Source organism: Streptomyces sp. NPDC021356, assembly GCF_040641015.1.
In the GTDB taxonomy this organism is placed as follows: domain Bacteria; phylum Actinomycetota; class Actinomycetes; order Streptomycetales; family Streptomycetaceae; genus Streptomyces.
This window is the reverse complement of sequence record NZ_JBFACU010000040.1, coordinates 1-15,908: the sequence shown is the minus strand read 5'-3', so window position 1 is coordinate 15,908 and position 15,908 is coordinate 1. Positions and strand designations below refer to the sequence as shown.

Genomic DNA, 15,908 nt, shown 5'->3' with positions numbered 1-15,908 from the left:
CGTGTCCCGGCCCCGTCGACCGGTTCCGGCCCGTACGACCGACGCTTCAGCCATACGACAAACCATGCGCCCCTCGACGAGTCGGGGCGCGGACGAAGGGACCCCGCGCGTGAGCTTCGGCCCGCCGCCTTCCATGTACACCCAGTCCGCCATGGCGGCGGACGACCGGCGCAGGAAGCGCCGCCGGAACAGACTGATGGCTCTGGCCGCGGCAGCCGTCGTCGTGGCCGCGGCCGTGGTCGGCGTCGCCGTGCTGCGCGACCAGGGGGCGCCTGCCAGGGCCGAGAAGGCGTCGCCCGCCGCCCAGGACCGGCTCGACGTCCGTGAGACGGTCGAGAAGCGGCCCGCGAGCACGACCGGTGTCATGGACTTCCGTTTCTCGGTCGACGACATGGCGCCCGGTGAGCACGAGGACCTGCCGGGCATGTGGGCCACCGACAAGATCCTGGCCAAGGGGATCAAGAGCACGCTCGTCGGTCTCCGGATCGGCACCGACGCCTCACCGGGCGACGAAGTGTGGCGGCTCCGGCTCACCGGCCTGATCTGCGGATACACCCGTCACGTCACCGTCGAGCACCGCACCGCCGTCCTGTCCCGGGGGCGTGCCGAGGACCCGCAGGCACCCTGCGACCACGTGACCTACGTCGACCTCGACGACGGGCGGAAGATCTGGGACCACGCGATACCCGTGTCCCGGATCGGCGGCGGCCAGGACACCCCGAGCGTGACCCTGGCCCACGCGACGGTCGCCGTGACCTGGGGCGGCGGTGCCGAGGCGTACGACATGGACCTCGGCAAGAAGCTGTGGCGGACCAAGGCCCCCGCCCGGTGCCGGGACATGGGGGTGGCGGGCGGCCGGGCACTGCTGGACCGGCTCGACTGCAGCAACCCGAGCGCGAACGCCACCTCCTGGGACTCGGCCCTCTACAAGGTGCGCGGAATCGACCCGCGTACCGGCCGCGTCCTGTGGACGTACTCGGCCACCCCGGGCATCCGGGACCTGAGGGTCCCGTCGACCGAGCCGCCGGTCCTCGCCGTCGCGGCCGGTGACACCGGCTACACGGAACTGCTCTCGCTCGACGACCACGGAAGCAGTCGCGCCACCGTCCGGCTCAAGAGCGGCAACTACCTCGGCGAGTGCTCCGAGGACATCGACTACCTCGTCCTCGACGACTGCCCGACCATCGCGGTCGGCGCCGGGCAGGTCTTCGTGCGCGCCAAGGACGAGGGCGGGGCTCACAACTCCAACTGGGTCATCGGGTTCGACCTGGCGAGCGGCGCCTCGGTCAGGAAGTTCGAGTCGGGCCCCGACGCGCTGCTGTACCCGATCCGCATGAGCGGCGACCAGCTCCTCGCCCTGCGCCTGAGCGAGGACCACATCTCGCCCTCGGCCCTCGTCAGCCTGGATCCGCGGACGGGCACGGAGACCCCGTACTTCTACTTCGGCGTGGCGAGCGAGGCGGAGAAATTCACCGTTCTGGACGCTAGCGATGTCGTCGTGCAGAACGGACGTCTGTTCTTCGGTAGCCACTCCGCGAACGGCCCGTCCGGGAAGCAGGGCAAGGAGTGGACCTGGCTGGCCCTGGGAATCGGGGGCAACGCCGCCAAGTCCTGACGTCGGGCACCGATCTCAAGCACTGATGCGAAGCACTGATGCCAGGCTCTGATGCCGACCCGTGATGTCAAGAACTGATGCGAGGACACGCGCCGACCGGCCACGGCCGGTCGCGGACGCGCGCTGAACCGCACCGAGCGGGCGGTCCCTCGACGGGCCGGCCGCTCGGTGCCCGCCGACGAGAGGCAGACCCACACCGTGAGCTTCGGCCCACCCCCCTCCGCGTACACCCAGTCCGCTCTCGCGGCCGACCAGGCCCGCAGACGCCGCCGCAACAGAATCCTCGGGGGCCTCGCGGGCGGCGTCCTGGTGATCGCCCTCTGTGCCGGCGGCCTGTTCCTGTCGTCCGCGGGGGACGACGGGGCACCGGCCGACGGCAAGGTGGCCGCCGGCGCTCAGCAGCCCGACGAGATCCGCAGCACGGTCGAGAAGGCTCCCCGCTCGCCGGAGGGCCGGGAGGTGGTCGAGCACAGCGTGGAGCACCTCGAGAAGCACACGGACGGCAACCCGCTCTACGCGCCCGGTTCCTGGGCCACCGCGAAGATCTTCGCCAGGGGCATCGCCGACCATGTCGAGGGCTACCGGATCGAGCCGCACTACGACGAGAAGGTCTGGACACTCGACCTCGGCGGTCACATCTGCGCCACCAGCCGGCACGTCACCGCCGACGGACGCACCGCGGTCGTCATCCAGCCGCCCAAGAGCGCCACCGACCCGGGCAACGGCGTCTGCGACCAGGTGGTGTTCTTCGACCTGGACACCGGCCGCAAGCTGTGGCAGAAGAAGATGCCGGCGGCTGACTTCGCCTATGTCACCAACACCGACCTGACCCTGACGAAGGGCGTGGTCGCGGTCGCCTGGGGGCACGGCTCGGTGGCGTACGACATGAAGAGCGGCAAGCAGCTGTGGAACACCACGACCACGGCCCAGTGCGCGGACCAGGGCTTCGCCGGTGGCCGGGCACTGCTCGCGCTCGCCGCCTGCGGCCAGGCACCCGACACCACGTACAAGGTGCAGAAGCTCGATCCGCGCACCGGCAAGAACCTGTGGACGTACAGGCTCACCCGCGGTGTGAGCAGGGTCTACCTGCCCTCCTCGGATCCGCCCGTCCTCGCCGTCGCGGCCGGTGACACCCAGGTGACCGATCTGATCACCCTCGACGACCAGGGCAGGCACGCGGCCACCGTCCCCCTGAAGGGGTACGACGCCAAGTGCGGCGACCGGTACTACGGCAAGATCTTCTTCGGCGTGGTGGAGAACTGCGACGGCATCGTGGTGGGGCCCACCCAGGCCTACGTGTCGAGCAAGGAGAACATCGCCAACGGCCAGCCCGGCGACTGGATCGTGGCGTTCGACCTGAAGACGGGGAAGACCGGGGGCAAGTTCGACGGCCGCGACCTGCAGAAGGTCTATCCCCTCCGGATGAGCGGCGACGACCTGCTCATCTACCGTGAGGGCGCCGGTGCCGTAGGTCTGGCGGGCCTGGTCAGCTGGAACCCGCGCACCGACAAGGAGACTCCGCTGCTGTTCTTCGAGCTTCCCCAGGACCACGAGGGCGAGCTCAGCGATCCCGAGCGGACGGACATCCTCGCGGAGGAGGGGAACATCTTCTTCGGGCCGCGTGAACTGGTCCGTGACGACGACTCGCCCAAGGACGCGGTGCTGGTGGCCGTCGGCTTCGGGAGCGCGGGACTGAAGCACTGACCTGCGCCACCTCCACCCGAAAGGGGCGGCACCCATGTGCCGCCCCTCACCACATCCGGCTCACCGAACCCGGCTCACCGCACGCATCCCGCTACACGTCGAGCCCCCCGTTGTGCTCCGCCGGCTCCAGGTCGAACTCCCCGTCCCGCGCGCCCAGCACGAACGCCCGCCACTCCGCCTCCGTGTAGCGCAGCACCGTGTCGTGGTCGAGGGAGGACCGCATGGCCACGGCGCCGTCGGGAAGGTAGGCGATCTCGACGCGCTCCTCGTGTTCCTCCGTGCCCGGTGCGCAGTGCCACTCCACGCCCGAGATGTCGAGCGCGTACAGTTCGTCGCGCTCGCGCTCCTTGCGTGCCTTGATCTCCGCTTCCGTCTCCGCCATCTCGCAGCGACCCCTTCCCGACGTAGCTCTACGGTGCCAGTGCTCACCCTAGTGGCCGGGACACGCGTCGCGGGGCGGGCGGGAAACCCGGGGAAGGACGGCCTCCACCGCCTGGTAACCTGGGTGACGGCCGTTTGTGTACGCACCCCCGGCGCCGTCGCAGGCAACCCTGCAGGCCCTGGAGATCGCGCCCAGCGGACCCCGCCTCCCGAGTAACGGAAGCTCCCCGGAGACACAGACCGGGGCACTCGGTGGCCATTCACAGACCATGAGGAGTACGCGTGTCGCTCGACGCCGCTACGAAGAAGCAGATCATCGGCGAGTTCGGTACCAAGGAGGGTGACACCGGCTCCCCCGAGGTCCAGGTCGCGCTGCTCTCCCGTCGGATCTCCGACCTGACCGAGCACCTCAAGACCCACAAGCACGACCACCACTCCCGTCGTGGCCTGCTGATCCTGGTCGGTCAGCGCCGTCGCCTGCTGCAGTACCTGGCGAAGAAGGACATCCAGCGCTTCCGTGCCCTGGTCGACCGCCTCGGCATCCGCCGTGGTGCGGCGGGCGCCAAGTAGGACGCCGTGAAGGGAGCGGTTCCCGGTCAGGATCGGGGGCCGCTCCCTTTGCCGTACGTGCGGAAACGTGCGGAGTGTCACTCACGCTTTGTAGTGTGGTAGCACGACGCAGGACGTACGGCACCGAACGCGGTACGGAACGCGTCCGGAAGGCGTACGGAACGCGGCACGGAACAGTACGGAAGCGCAGGACGTGAGCGCCGTACGGAACCGTCCGCACCAGTACGAACAGACAACGAGAACGACAACGAGGAGGAGCGCACCTCGCCGCCGCCGGTCCTCGGTAGTGGCCCCCGGGCGATGTGAGCCCCGGGTGCTTCGATCGAAGACCGGCCCGCACCAGACGGAGCGCTTCTCCGCCACCGTCCCCCCGCCACACGGGCGAGGCGGGACGAAAGACGACAAGTAACGGAGAAAACGCTGGTGGAGAACGAGACCCACTACGCCGAGGCCGTCATCGACAACGGCTCCTTCGGCACCCGCACGATCCGCTTCGAGACGGGCCGCCTGGCCAAGCAGGCCGCCGGTTCCGCCGTGGCGTACCTGGACGACGACACCATGGTGCTGTCGGCCACCACCGCCTCCAAGAACCCCAAGGACCAGCTCGACTTCTTCCCCCTGACGGTGGACGTCGAGGAGCGCATGTACGCGGCCGGGAAGATCCCCGGTTCCTTCTTCCGCCGTGAGGGCCGCCCCTCCGAGGACGCCATCCTCACCTGCCGCCTGATCGACCGCCCGCTGCGCCCGTCCTTCAAGAAGGGCCTGCGCAACGAGATCCAGGTCGTCTGCACGGTCATGGCGCTCAACCCCGACCACCTGTACGACGTGGTCGCCATCAACGCCGCCTCCGCCTCCACGCAGCTGGCCGGCCTGCCCTTCTCCGGCCCGATCGGCGGCGTCCGCGTCGCGCTGATCAACGGCCAGTGGGTCGCCTTCCCGACCCACAGCGAGCTGGAGGACGCCGTCTTCGACATGGTCGTCGCCGGCCGTGTCCTGGAGGACGGCGACGTCGCGATCATGATGGTCGAGGCCGAGGCCACCGAGAAGACCATCCAGCTGGTCAAGGGCGGTGTCGAGGCCCCCACCGAGGAGGTCGTCGCCGCCGGTCTCGAGGCCGCGAAGCCCTTCATCAAGGTGCTGTGCAAGGCCCAGTCGGACCTCGCCGCGAAGGCCGCCAAGCCCACCGGCGAGTTCCCGATCTTCCTCGACTACCAGGGCGACATCCTGGAGGCGCTGACCGCCGCGGTCCGCCCCGAGCTGGCCCAGGCGCTCACCATCGCCGGCAAGCAGGAGCGCGAGGCCGAGCTGGACCGCGTCAAGGGCCTGGCCGCCGAGAAGCTGCTGCCCGAGTTCGAGGGCCGCGAGAAGGAGATCTCCGCCGCGTACCGCGCGCTGACCAAGACCCTGGTCCGCGAGCGCGTCATCAAGGAGAAGAAGCGCATCGACGGCCGCGGCGTCACGGACATCCGTACGCTCGCCGCCGAGGTCGAGGCCATCCCGCGGGTGCACGGCTCGGCCCTGTTCGAGCGTGGCGAGACCCAGATCCTGGGCGTCACCACCCTGAACATGCTCCGCATGGAGCAGCAGCTGGACACCCTCTCCCCGGTGACCCGCAAGCGCTACATGCACAACTACAACTTCCCGCCGTACTCCACCGGTGAGACCGGCCGTGTCGGCTCCCCCAAGCGCCGCGAGATCGGCCACGGCGCCCTCGCCGAGCGCGCGCTCGTGCCGGTGCTGCCCACGCGCGAGGAGTTCCCCTACGCGATCCGCCAGGTGTCCGAGGCCCTCGGCTCCAACGGCTCGACGTCGATGGGCTCGGTCTGCGCCTCCACCATGTCGCTGCTGAACGCCGGTGTGCCGCTGAAGGCCCCGGTCGCCGGTATCGCCATGGGCCTGATCTCCCAGGAGATCGACGGCGAGACGCACTACGTCACCCTCACCGACATCCTCGGTGCGGAGGACGCCTTCGGCGACATGGACTTCAAGGTCGCCGGCACCAAGGAGTTCGTCACCGCCCTCCAGCTCGACACCAAGCTGGACGGCATCCCCGCCTCCGTCCTGGCCGCCGCCCTCAAGCAGGCCCGTGACGCCCGCCTCCACATCCTCGACGTGATGATGGAAGCGATCGACACCCCGGACGAGATGTCCCCGAACGCGCCGCGGATCATCACCGTGAAGATCCCGGTCGACAAGATCGGCGAGGTCATCGGCCCCAAGGGCAAGATGATCAACCAGATCCAGGAGGACACCGGCGCCGAGATCACCATCGAGGACGACGGCACCATCTACATCGGTGCCGCCGACGGTCCGGCCGCCGAGGCCGCCCGCACCACGATCAACAGCATCGCCAACCCGACGATGCCCGAGGTCGGCGAGCGCTACCTGGGTACGGTCGTGAAGACGACGACCTTCGGCGCGTTCGTCTCCCTGCTGCCCGGCAAGGACGGTCTGCTGCACATCTCGCAGATCCGCAAGCTCGCCGGCGGCAAGCGCGTGGAGAACGTCGAGGACGTGCTCGGCGTGGGCCAGAAGGTCCAGGTCGAGATCGCCGAGATCGACTCCCGCGGCAAGCTCTCCCTGGTCCCCGTGATCGAGGGCGAGGAGACGGCGTCCGACAGCGGCTCCGCCGCGGGGTCAGAGCAGAAGGACGACGCCGCCAAGTGACGTCCCGTGGCTTGAAGGCGACGGCCCGCACCTCCTCGGAGGCGCGGGCCGTCGCCCGTACCCAAACCCTGATCAAGGGCACGAACGGCATCGGCACCGTGCGCCGCACCACCCTCCCCGGCGGCCTGCGCATCGTCACCGAGACCCTGCCCTCCGTGCGCTCGGCCACCTTCGGCATCTGGGCGCACGTCGGCTCCCGCGACGAGACCCGCTCGCTGGGCGGTGCCACGCACTACCTGGAGCACCTGCTCTTCAAGGGCACCGAGCGCCGCTCCGCCCTGGACATCTCCGCCGCCCTCGACGCCGTCGGCGGCGAGATGAACGCGTTCACGGCCAAGGAGTACACGTGCTACTACGCACGCGTGCTCGACACCGACCTGCCGCTCGCCATCGACGTGGTCTGCGACATGCTCACCGGCTCGCTGATCCGCGAGGAGGACGTCGACGTCGAGCGCGGCGCGATCCTCGAAGAGATCGCCATGACCGAGGACGACCCCGGCGACTGCGTGCACGACCTGTTCGCGCACACCATGTTCGGCGACAAACCGCTGGGCCGCCCGGTCCTCGGCACCGTCGACACCGTCAACGCGCTCACCGCCGACCGCATCCGCCGCTTCTACAAGAAGCACTACGACCCGACCCACCTCGTCGTCGCCTGCGCAGGCAACATCGATCACGCCAAGGTCGTACGCCAGGTCCGCGCCGCCTTCGAGAAGGCCGGCGCCCTCGGGAACGCCGCGGCCGTCCCCGTCGCCCCGCGCGACGGCCGCCGCGGCCTGCGCCCCACCGGCCGTGTCGAACTGCAGAACAGGAAGACGGAACAGGCCCACGTCGTCCTCGGCATGCCCGGCCTGGCCCGCACCGACGACCGCCGCTGGGCCCTCGGCGTCCTCAACACCGCCCTCGGCGGCGGCATGTCCTCCCGCCTGTTCCAGGAGGTCCGCGAGAAGCGCGGCCTGGCCTACAGCGTGTACTCCTACACCTCGGGCTTCGCCGACTGCGGCCTCTTCGGCGTCTACGCCGGCTGCCGGCCCAGCCAGGTGCACGACGTGCTGCGGATCTGCCGCGACGAACTCGACCACGTCGCCGAGCACGGCCTGTCCGACGACGAGATCGGCCGCGCCATCGGCCAGCTCCAGGGCTCGACCGTCCTCGGCCTGGAGGACACGGGCGCGCTGATGAACCGCATCGGCAAGAGCGAGCTGTGCTGGGGCGAGCAGATCTCCGTCGACGACATGCTGGCCCGCATGGCCGCGGTGACCCCGGACGAGGTCCGCGAGGTCGCGCGGAACATCCTGGGACAGCGCCCGTCGCTGTCGGTCATCGGCCCGCTGAAGGACAAGCAGGCCGCCCGTCTGCACGACGCGGTGGCCTGACCCCTCGGTCGCCCACCCCCTCCGGTCAAAGGAAGCAAGAGATGAGCAAGCTGCGCGTGGCGGTCCTCGGTGCCAAGGGCCGCATCGGTTCCGAGGCCGTACGGGCCGTCGAGGCCGCCGAGGACATGGAGCTGGTCGCCGCCCTCGGCCGGGGCGACCGGCTGGAGACCCTCGTCGAGAACGGGGCCCAGGTCGCCGTCGAGCTGACCACCCCGGACTCGGTCATGGACAACCTCGACTTCTGCGTACGCCACGGCATCCACGCCGTGGTCGGCACCACCGGCTGGACCGACGACCGCCTCGCGCAGCTGAGGGACCGGCTCGACCGGTCCCCGGAGACCGGCGTGCTCATCGCCCCGAACTTCTCCATCGGCGCCGTCCTCACCATGAAGTTCGCGCAGCTCGCCGCCCCCTGGTTCGAGTCCGTCGAGGTCGTCGAGCTGCACCACCCCAACAAGGTCGACGCCCCCAGCGGCACGGCCACGCGCACCGCCCAGCTCATCGCCGAGGCCCGCGCCAAGGCCGGCACGGCCCCGGCACCGGACGCCACCGCGACCGCGCTGGACGGCGCCCGCGGCGCCGACGTCGACGGCGTCCCCGTGCACGCCGTGCGCCTGCGCGGCCTCCTCGCCCACCAGGAGGTCCTGCTGGGCGCCGAGGGCGAGACGCTCACCATCCGCCACGACTCGCTCCACCACAGCAGCTTCATGCCGGGCATCCTGCTCGGCGCCCGCCGCGTGGTGACCACTCCGGGCCTGACCTTCGGCCTGGAGCACTTCCTCGACCTGAACTGAGCCCGATCCCCATGCGCGCGAAGATCACCTACCTCGTCACGGCCGCCGTCCTGGTCTTCTACTTCGTCCTGGTCGGCAGCCGCGGCGTCCTGCTCATCGAGTCCGGCACGTTCGTGACGGTCACCTTCGGGGTGGCCGTGCTGATCCTGCCGGTGATCGGCCTGTGGTTCCTGTGGAAGAACACCCAGTTCGTCCGCCGGGCCAACGCCCTCGCCGCGGAACTCGACGCCGAGGGCGGCCTGCCCGTCGACGAACTCGAGCGCACGCCCAGCGGGCGCATCGACCGCGACTCGGCCGACGCGGTCTTCGCCCTGCGCAAGGCCGAGACGGAGGCCGCCCCCGGCGACTGGCGTTCCTGGTTCCGCCTCGCCGTGGCCTACCACGACGCCCGCGACACCCCCCGCGCCCGCAAGGCGATGCAGCGCGCGATCGCCCTGCACGACGGCAGGCCCGTCCCCGTGGCCTGAGCGCCGCGCTCGCCGCCGTACGGTCGTAGCCCCGGGGCGCGGGAACTACGGGGGCCGCCCCCAAGCGATGCCGCTCCTACGGACTGTCGGCGCTACGCGCTCCAGGACGCACACGCCCGGAGCGCTGTCCGGATCAACGGGGCCGGGTGTCCGGCCCCGCTCAGCGGGTCCCGTACTCGTCCGCCCACGCCTCCACCGTGTCCGCCGCCCGGTCGAACGCGGTCACACGGCCCAGGAAGTCGGCGCCGTGCGTGGTCAGCAGGGGCGGCACGCTCTCCTGGGGGCGCCCCCTGCGCCCGAGCAGCAGCGCCTGGCCCTGCACGGTCCGCGGCAGCCCGAGCCAGCGCACCGGCTGCTGCACCGTACGCACGCTGACGATCTGCGCCCACGGCGTCGTACGGGTGATCAGGAAGCCGGTGTGGCGCAGCCCGCGCGCACTGACCCACACACCCATGCGCAGCAGCCGCAGCGCCACGGCGATCACGACGACTCCCACGCCGAGACAGGCGGCGCCCGCGGACACATCGCCGCTCAACGCGATCACGACCGCCGACAGCATCACGAAGGAGGCGACGAGCAGCACCAGCGCGGCCACGCCCACCCGCCAGGGGCCGGGTCGGTACGGGCGCCGCCAGCGCTCGCGGTCGTCGAACGGCAGCGCGACATCGTCCGCTGCGTCGAAGGCGCGGTCGGCCGTCAGGAAGGGCAGGGGCACGGCGGGTCCTCACTCAATCCACGCATGGGCTGTGCCCGGTGAGGCTATCCGGCTGTGTTCCCGCTCACCACCCGCGGGGGCCAGGGGAGTGGCCGGGGCGGCGGCCGGGCCCCTCAGTCCCTCCTGCGTCGACGCCCTTCGTCAGTGCCCGTGCGAGGCCTGCTGGGTCTGGGTGGGGGAGTGCGTGATCGCCAGTGCGGGCATCCCCAGGATCAGGGAACCCACGAGCCCCGCGACGATGGTGAGGCCCAGCAGACAGCGCCCGGTTATCTGGGCCGCCGACGCCCGCCGCCGGGGCGGGGGAGTGACATTGCTGCGGAAGCGGTCGGCCTCGGCGACGAAGGCGAACGGGACGGGCTCACGCCGACGGAACATCGCGGGTACGGCTCCCTTCGGGGACGGTCCAGGTGGGGAAGTTCGGGGTCGAACGGGTGTGTCTCACACATACAGACGCATGAGTGTCCCGAAAGGTGCCCATTTCCGGAAATTGACCGGGGCGAGTGCGGACGGGGGAGGCGGTGGCCGCCCACGTAGAGTGGGCGCCGCCCGTCAGACGTGAAGGAAGGGACCCCCCGCACCGTGACCGACACCCCCGCCGACGACCTGTTGCCCAGCTTCCGCAGCGATGTTCACGTCGAGCTGGTGAAGCACACCGCGTCGGACAACGACGTGCTCTTCGCGGCTCGCGTCTCGACCATCGGCGAGCAGTCCCTGGACGAGCTGGACAAGGACCCGGAGCGCTCCAGGGGCCTGATCAACTACCTGATGCGGGACCGGCACGGCAGTCCCTTCGAGCACAACTCGATGACCTTCCTCATCAGCGCCCCGATCTTCGTCTTCCGCGAGTTCATGCGGCACCGCGTGGGCTGGTGCCTCGCCGGGGACACGGAGATCACGCTGGAGAGCGAGGCGGGCAACCTGCGCCGGCGCAGCATCTCGGAGCTCTACAAGCTCTGGCACCTGGGCGTCGAGGACCGGCTCCCGCACTCCGCGGGCGGCGTGACCTGGAACAGCCGGGCCGGCAAGTGGACGGCGCAGGTCCGCCGCGGTGAAACCAACCACTACCTGGGCCTGTACGCGAACCGCGAGGCGGCCGAGTCCGCGGTCGCCGAGTTCCGTGAGCTGCACCCGAGCACGCGACTGCGCAAGCTGGAGTCCGTCCGCCGTGACCATGTGCGCTGCTACGACGAGGAGACCCTGCTCGCCCAGCGTGCCAGAATCGTGGACGTCATCCAGTCCGGCGTGAAGCCGCTGATCAAGCTGACCACGGCGTCCGGCAGGAGCCTGCGGTGCACCGTCGACCACGCCGTGTTCACCCCGCAGGGCTGGTGCAAGGCGGGCGAGCTCGCGGTCGGTGACGCCGTCATGGCCGCCGGTACGGCCCCGCGTCCCTCGCAGGCGCTCGTTCCGCCCAGCCTGCGGCGCGGCATCGGTGTGTGGACCGCCATGCAGCGGCAGCGGTTGATCAAGGATTCCGACACGTGCCACCTCTGTGCGCAGACGTTTCCCCGAGCCGAGCTCGCCCTCGATCACATCGTCCCGGTGGCTGCCGACCTGAGCCGGGCTCTCGACGAGAAGAACCTCGCTCCGACCTGCGAGGCCTGCCATGCGGCCAAGAGCGCCGAGGAGCAGGCCCTGGCACGGCGCGGCGGCAAGATCGCCACGGCCGTCCCGGACGAGATCGTCGCCATCGAGGAAGCGGGGGAGGAGATGACCTACGACCTCTCCGTGGAAGGCCCCTGGCACAACTTCCTCGCCGACGGCATCGTCGTGCACAACTCCTACAACGAGGAGTCCGGGCGGTACCGGACGCTTCAGCCGGTGTTCTACGTCCCCGACGAGGCGCGCAAGCTCGTCCAGCAGGGTCGGCCCGGCAAGTATGAGTTCGTCGAGGGAACACAGGCCCAGCAGGAACTCGTGGGCCGGGTGATGGAGGACACCTACCGCGAGGCGTACGAGGCCTACCAGGAGATGCTGGCCGCCGGCGTGGCCCGCGAGGTCGCCCGCGCCGTGCTTCCGGTGGGCCTGTTCTCCTCGATGTACGCCACGTGCAACGCCCGCTCGCTGATGCACTTCCTCGGCCTTCGCACCCAGCACGAGCTGGCCAAGGTGCCGTCCTTCCCGCAGCGGGAGATCGAGATGGTCGGTGAGCGGATGGAGGCCGAGTGGGCGAAGCTCATGCCCCTGACGTACGCCGCCTTCAACGCCAACGGCCGGGTCGCCCCGTAGCCCGTACCGGGTATGCGCGCCCCCCTCTTTCCGCGGGGCGGCGCCAGGGACAGATGTACGGATCAGCCTTGCGAAGTGTCCGTATTGCGGCATTTCTGGAAGTTATCTAGCCTGATCGAACGGACCCGGCACTGCTTGAACCCCCGAGCAGGCAGTGCCGGGCTCCACCTTTGTCCCGAGTTGTCGCCCGCCCCGAGGGCAGACCCCGCCTTGAGCAGCGAGTAGCGTGTTACCCATGGCTCCGACCTCGACTCCGCAGACCCCCTTCGGGCGGGTCCTCACCGCCATGGTCACGCCCTTCACGGCGGACGGCGCACTCGACCTCGACGGCGCGCAGCGGCTCGCCGCCCACCTGGTGGACGCAGGCAACGACGGCCTGGTCGTCAACGGCACCACGGGCGAGTCCCCCACCACCAGCGATGCGGAGAAAACGGAGCTGGTACGCGCGGTCGTGGCGGCCGTCGGAGACCGGGCGCACGTGGTGGCCGGCGTCGGCACCAACGACACCCACCACAGCATCGAACTGGCCCGCGCCGCCGAGCAGGCCGGCGCGCACGGCCTGCTGACCGTCACGCCGTACTACAACAAGCCCCCCCAGGAGGGCCTGTACCGGCACTTCAAGGCCATCGCCGACGCGACCGGCCTGCCCGTCATGCTGTACGACATCCCCGGCCGCAGCGGCGTCCCGATCAACACGGAGACGATCGTCCGCCTCGCCGAGCACCCGAGGATCGTCGCCAACAAGGACGCCAAGGGCGACCTCGGCCGCGCGAGCTGGGCCATCGCCCGCTCAGGTCTCGCCTGGTACTCCGGTGACGACATGCTGAACCTGCCGCTGCTCTCCGTCGGCGCGGTCGGCTTCGTCTCGGTCGTCGGCCACCTCGTCACCCCCGACCTGCGCGCCCTCATCGAGGCGTACACCTCCGGTGACGTCCAGAAGGCGACTGAGATCCACCAGAAGCTGCTGCCCGTCTACACCGGCATGTTCCGCACCCAGGGCGTGATGACCACCAAGGCCGCGCTCGCCCTCCAGGGACTGCCGGGCGGACCGCTGCGGCTGCCCATGGTGGAGCTGGCGCCCGAGGAGACCGAACAGCTCAAGATCGATCTTGCCGCCGGCGGGGTACAGCTCTGACAACGAGACTTCGCGAGATCCCTCGCACCGCCCGGCTCCACCCGGAACCACACCCGGGAACCGGGCACCACAACTGAACAAGCACCGAAACCGCAGGCCACCGGTGCCTGCACCGACAACGACAACTGCTTCTGCACGAACGTCACGCGCGCCACGTGCCCACCGGTACGTGGCGCGTGTGGTGAGGAGGGTCTTTTGAGTCATCCGCATCCTGAACTCGCGCCGCCCCCGCCGCTCGCCGACGGAGGCCTCCGCGTCACCCCGCTCGGCGGTCTCGGAGAGATCGGCCGCAACATGACGGTCTTCGAGTACGGCGGACGCCTGCTGATCGTCGACTGCGGAGTGCTCTTCCCCGAGGAGGAGCAGCCCGGAATCGACCTGATCCTGCCGGACTTCTCGTCCATCCGGGACCGCCTCGACGACATCGAGGGCATCGTCCTCACGCACGGCCACGAGGACCACATCGGCGGTGTCCCCTACCTCCTGCGGGAGAAGCCGGACATCCCGCTGATCGGCTCCAAGCTGACCCTCGCGCTCATCGAGGCCAAGCTCCAGGAGCACCGCATCCGCCCGTACACCCTGGAGGTCGTGGAGGGGAACCGGGAGCGCATCGGTCCCTTCGACTGCGAGTTCGTCGCGGTCAACCACTCCATCCCGGACGCCCTGGCCGTCGCCATCCGCACGCCCGCCGGCATGGTGGTCCACACCGGCGACTTCAAGATGGACCAGCTCCCGCTGGACCGCAGGCTCACCGACCTGCATGCGTTCGCACGGCTGAGCGAAGAGGGCATCGACCTCCTCCTCGCGGACTCCACCAACGCCGAGGTGCCGGGATTCGTCCCCCCCGAGCGGGACATCTCCGGCGTGCTGCGCCAGGTCTTCGCCGGCGCCGACAAGCGGATCATCGTGGCGAGCTTCGCCAGCCACGTCCACCGCATCCAGCAGATCCTGGACGCCGCCCACGAGTACGGCCGCCGCGTGGCCTTCGTCGGCCGCTCGATGGTCCGCAACATGGGCATCGCACGCGACCTCGGCTACCTCAAGGTCCCGCCGGGCCTGGTGGTGGACGTCCGCACGCTCGACGACCTGCCCGACCACGAGGTGGTCCTGGTCTGCACGGGCTCCCAGGGCGAACCGATGGCGGCCCTGTCCCGCATGGCCAACCGGGACCACCAGATCCGCATCGTCGAGGGTGACACGGTGATCCTGGCGTCGTCGCTGATCCCGGGCAACGAGAACGCGGTGTACCGGGTCATCAACGGCCTGACCCGCTGGGGCGCCAACGTCGTGCACAAGGGCAACGCCAAGGTGCACGTCTCGGGCCACGCCTCGGCCGGCGAACTGCTGTACTTCTACAACATCTGCCGTCCCAGGAACCTGCTGCCGGTGCACGGCGAATGGCGCCACCTGCGCGCCAACGCCGAGCTGGGCGCGATGACCGGCGTCCCGCACGACCGGATCGTCATCGCCGAGGACGGCGTGACCGTCGACCTCGTCGAGGGCAAGGCCAAGATCTCCGGCAAGGTCCAGGCCGGCTACGTCTACGTCGACGGTCTCTCCGTCGGCGACGTGGGCGAGCCCGCTCTGAAGGACCGCAAGATCCTCGGGGACGAGGGCATCATCTCGGTCTTCGTGGTGGTCGACTCCACCACCGGCAAGGTCACCGGCGGCCCGCACCTCCAGGCACGCGGCTCGGGCATCGACGACTCCGCCTTCGGCGCCGTCGTCCCGAAGATCGCGGAGGTCCTGGAGAAGTCGGCCCAGGAGGGGATCGCCGACTCCCACCAGCTGCAGCAGCTCATCCGCCGCACGCTGGGCAAGTGGGTCTCGGACACCTACCGACGCCGGCCGATGATCCTGCCGGTCGTCGTGGAGGTCTGACGGACCGTACGACTGTCCTACGGCAGCTCGTACGTGTGAACTGGTGGCGGGGCGCCTCGATTTGCATCGAGGCGCCCCGCTCCAGTACGTTTACGGCTCCGCCAGGACGGGAACCCGGTCGCCTCGTGCGTACCGGGGGACGCTCCCGGAGGGGTGGAAAATCCGGCTCAGAACTTCTGATAAAGTCGGAACCGCCGGAAAGGGAAACGCGAAGCGAAAGCGGAGCGGGAACCTGGAAAGCACCGAGGAAATCGGATCAGAAAACGGTCTGATAGAGTAGGAAACGCAAGACCGAAGGGAAGCGCCCGGAGGAAAGCCCGAGAGGGTGAGTACGAAGGAAGCGTCCGTTCCTTGAGAACTCAACAGCGTGCCAA

At 69.9% G+C, this 15,908-nt stretch carries 12 protein-coding genes and 3 pseudogenes; 12 read left to right on the top strand and 3 right to left on the bottom strand.

Annotated features, from left to right (window positions below; translation table 11 throughout):
* The first annotated feature begins 109 nt into the window (after positions 1–109).
* On the top strand, positions 110–1,615 hold the full coding sequence (locus tag AB0G56_RS35705; RefSeq protein ID WP_360978310.1) for a PQQ-binding-like beta-propeller repeat protein: 1,506 nt from the start codon (positions 110–112) through the stop codon (positions 1,613–1,615).
* A gap of 198 nt (positions 1,616–1,813) precedes the next feature.
* Complete coding sequence (locus AB0G56_RS35700) at positions 1,814–3,319, top strand: PQQ-binding-like beta-propeller repeat protein (RefSeq protein ID WP_360978307.1); 1,506 nt, start codon at positions 1,814–1,816, stop codon at positions 3,317–3,319.
* A 91-nt stretch (positions 3,320–3,410) separates the two neighbouring features.
* On the opposite strand, the gene AB0G56_RS35695 is transcribed toward AB0G56_RS35700, so the two are convergent.
* Positions 3,411–3,701, bottom strand: coding sequence for a DUF397 domain-containing protein (locus AB0G56_RS35695; protein ID WP_360978304.1), 291 nt, complete (start codon positions 3,699–3,701; stop codon positions 3,411–3,413).
* A 281-nt stretch (positions 3,702–3,982) separates the two neighbouring features.
* On the opposite strand from AB0G56_RS35695, the gene rpsO reads away from it, so the two are divergent.
* The 5 genes from rpsO to AB0G56_RS35670 all read left to right on the top strand — a co-directional run bounded on the left by rpsO (position 3,983) and on the right by AB0G56_RS35670 (position 9,574).
* On the top strand, positions 3,983–4,270 hold the full coding sequence (rpsO, locus tag AB0G56_RS35690) for a 30S ribosomal protein S15 (protein WP_030177470.1): 288 nt from the start codon (positions 3,983–3,985) through the stop codon (positions 4,268–4,270).
* A 423-nt stretch (positions 4,271–4,693) separates the two neighbouring features.
* Positions 4,694–6,937: a polyribonucleotide nucleotidyltransferase gene (locus AB0G56_RS35685; RefSeq protein ID WP_360978300.1), complete on the top strand. Its 2,244-nt coding sequence runs from the start codon at positions 4,694–4,696 to the stop codon at positions 6,935–6,937.
* The gene (locus AB0G56_RS35680) at positions 6,934–8,313 is read left to right on the top strand and encodes a pitrilysin family protein (RefSeq protein ID WP_360978297.1); all 1,380 of its coding nucleotides are present in this window, start codon (positions 6,934–6,936) and stop codon (positions 8,311–8,313) included. The genes AB0G56_RS35685 and AB0G56_RS35680 overlap by 4 nt, the downstream gene beginning before the upstream one ends.
* A 41-nt stretch (positions 8,314–8,354) precedes the next feature.
* On the top strand, positions 8,355–9,107 hold the full coding sequence (dapB, locus tag AB0G56_RS35675; RefSeq protein ID WP_360978294.1) for a 4-hydroxy-tetrahydrodipicolinate reductase: 753 nt from the start codon (positions 8,355–8,357) through the stop codon (positions 9,105–9,107).
* 11 nt (positions 9,108–9,118) lie between these two features.
* The gene (locus AB0G56_RS35670) at positions 9,119–9,574 is read left to right on the top strand and encodes a hypothetical protein (protein ID WP_360978291.1); all 456 of its coding nucleotides are present in this window, start codon (positions 9,119–9,121) and stop codon (positions 9,572–9,574) included.
* A 160-nt stretch (positions 9,575–9,734) separates the two neighbouring features.
* Here AB0G56_RS35670 and AB0G56_RS35665 read toward each other — a convergent pair whose 3' ends face one another.
* Positions 9,735–10,289: a hypothetical protein gene (locus AB0G56_RS35665; RefSeq protein WP_360978288.1), complete on the bottom strand. Its 555-nt coding sequence runs from the start codon at positions 10,287–10,289 to the stop codon at positions 9,735–9,737.
* 141 nt (positions 10,290–10,430) lie between these two features.
* Positions 10,431–10,664, bottom strand: a complete 234-nt coding sequence (locus AB0G56_RS35660) for a hypothetical protein (RefSeq protein ID WP_360978285.1) — start codon at positions 10,662–10,664, stop codon at positions 10,431–10,433.
* A 204-nt stretch (positions 10,665–10,868) separates the two neighbouring features.
* Here AB0G56_RS35660 and AB0G56_RS35655 point away from each other — a divergent pair.
* The 5 genes and pseudogenes from AB0G56_RS35655 to AB0G56_RS35635 form a co-directional block, all read left to right on the top strand.
* Positions 10,869–11,159, top strand: a pseudogene (locus AB0G56_RS35655) (FAD-dependent thymidylate synthase); the annotation flags it as partial.
* Positions 11,139–12,065 (top strand): annotated as a pseudogene (locus AB0G56_RS35650) (HNH endonuclease); the annotation flags it as partial. The pseudogenes AB0G56_RS35655 and AB0G56_RS35650, both read left to right, overlap by 21 nt.
* 3 nt (positions 12,066–12,068) lie before the next feature.
* Positions 12,069–12,518, top strand: a pseudogene (gene thyX / locus AB0G56_RS35645) (FAD-dependent thymidylate synthase); the annotation flags it as partial.
* Between the two features lie 235 nt (positions 12,519–12,753).
* Positions 12,754–13,653, top strand: coding sequence for a 4-hydroxy-tetrahydrodipicolinate synthase (dapA, locus tag AB0G56_RS35640; protein WP_360978282.1), 900 nt, complete (start codon positions 12,754–12,756; stop codon positions 13,651–13,653).
* Between the two features lie 195 nt (positions 13,654–13,848).
* Positions 13,849–15,534 carry a ribonuclease J gene (locus tag AB0G56_RS35635; RefSeq protein ID WP_360978279.1) on the top strand — a complete coding sequence of 562 codons (1,686 nt, stop codon included), beginning with the start codon at positions 13,849–13,851 and terminating at the stop codon, positions 15,532–15,534.
* The last annotated feature ends 374 nt before the right edge of the window (positions 15,535–15,908 follow it).

Coding starts and splice junctions, on each gene's coding strand:
- AB0G56_RS35695 (WP_360978304.1), bottom strand. CDS start 3,701: ATGGCGGAGACGGAAGCGGAGATCAAGGCACGCAAGGAGCGCGAGCGC.
- dapB (WP_360978294.1), top strand. CDS start 8,355: ATGAGCAAGCTGCGCGTGGCGGTCCTCGGTGCCAAGGGCCGCATCGGT.
- AB0G56_RS35670 (WP_360978291.1), top strand. CDS start 9,119: ATGCGCGCGAAGATCACCTACCTCGTCACGGCCGCCGTCCTGGTCTTC.
- AB0G56_RS35660 (WP_360978285.1), bottom strand. CDS start 10,664: ATGTTCCGTCGGCGTGAGCCCGTCCCGTTCGCCTTCGTCGCCGAGGCC.
- dapA (WP_360978282.1), top strand. CDS start 12,754: ATGGCTCCGACCTCGACTCCGCAGACCCCCTTCGGGCGGGTCCTCACC.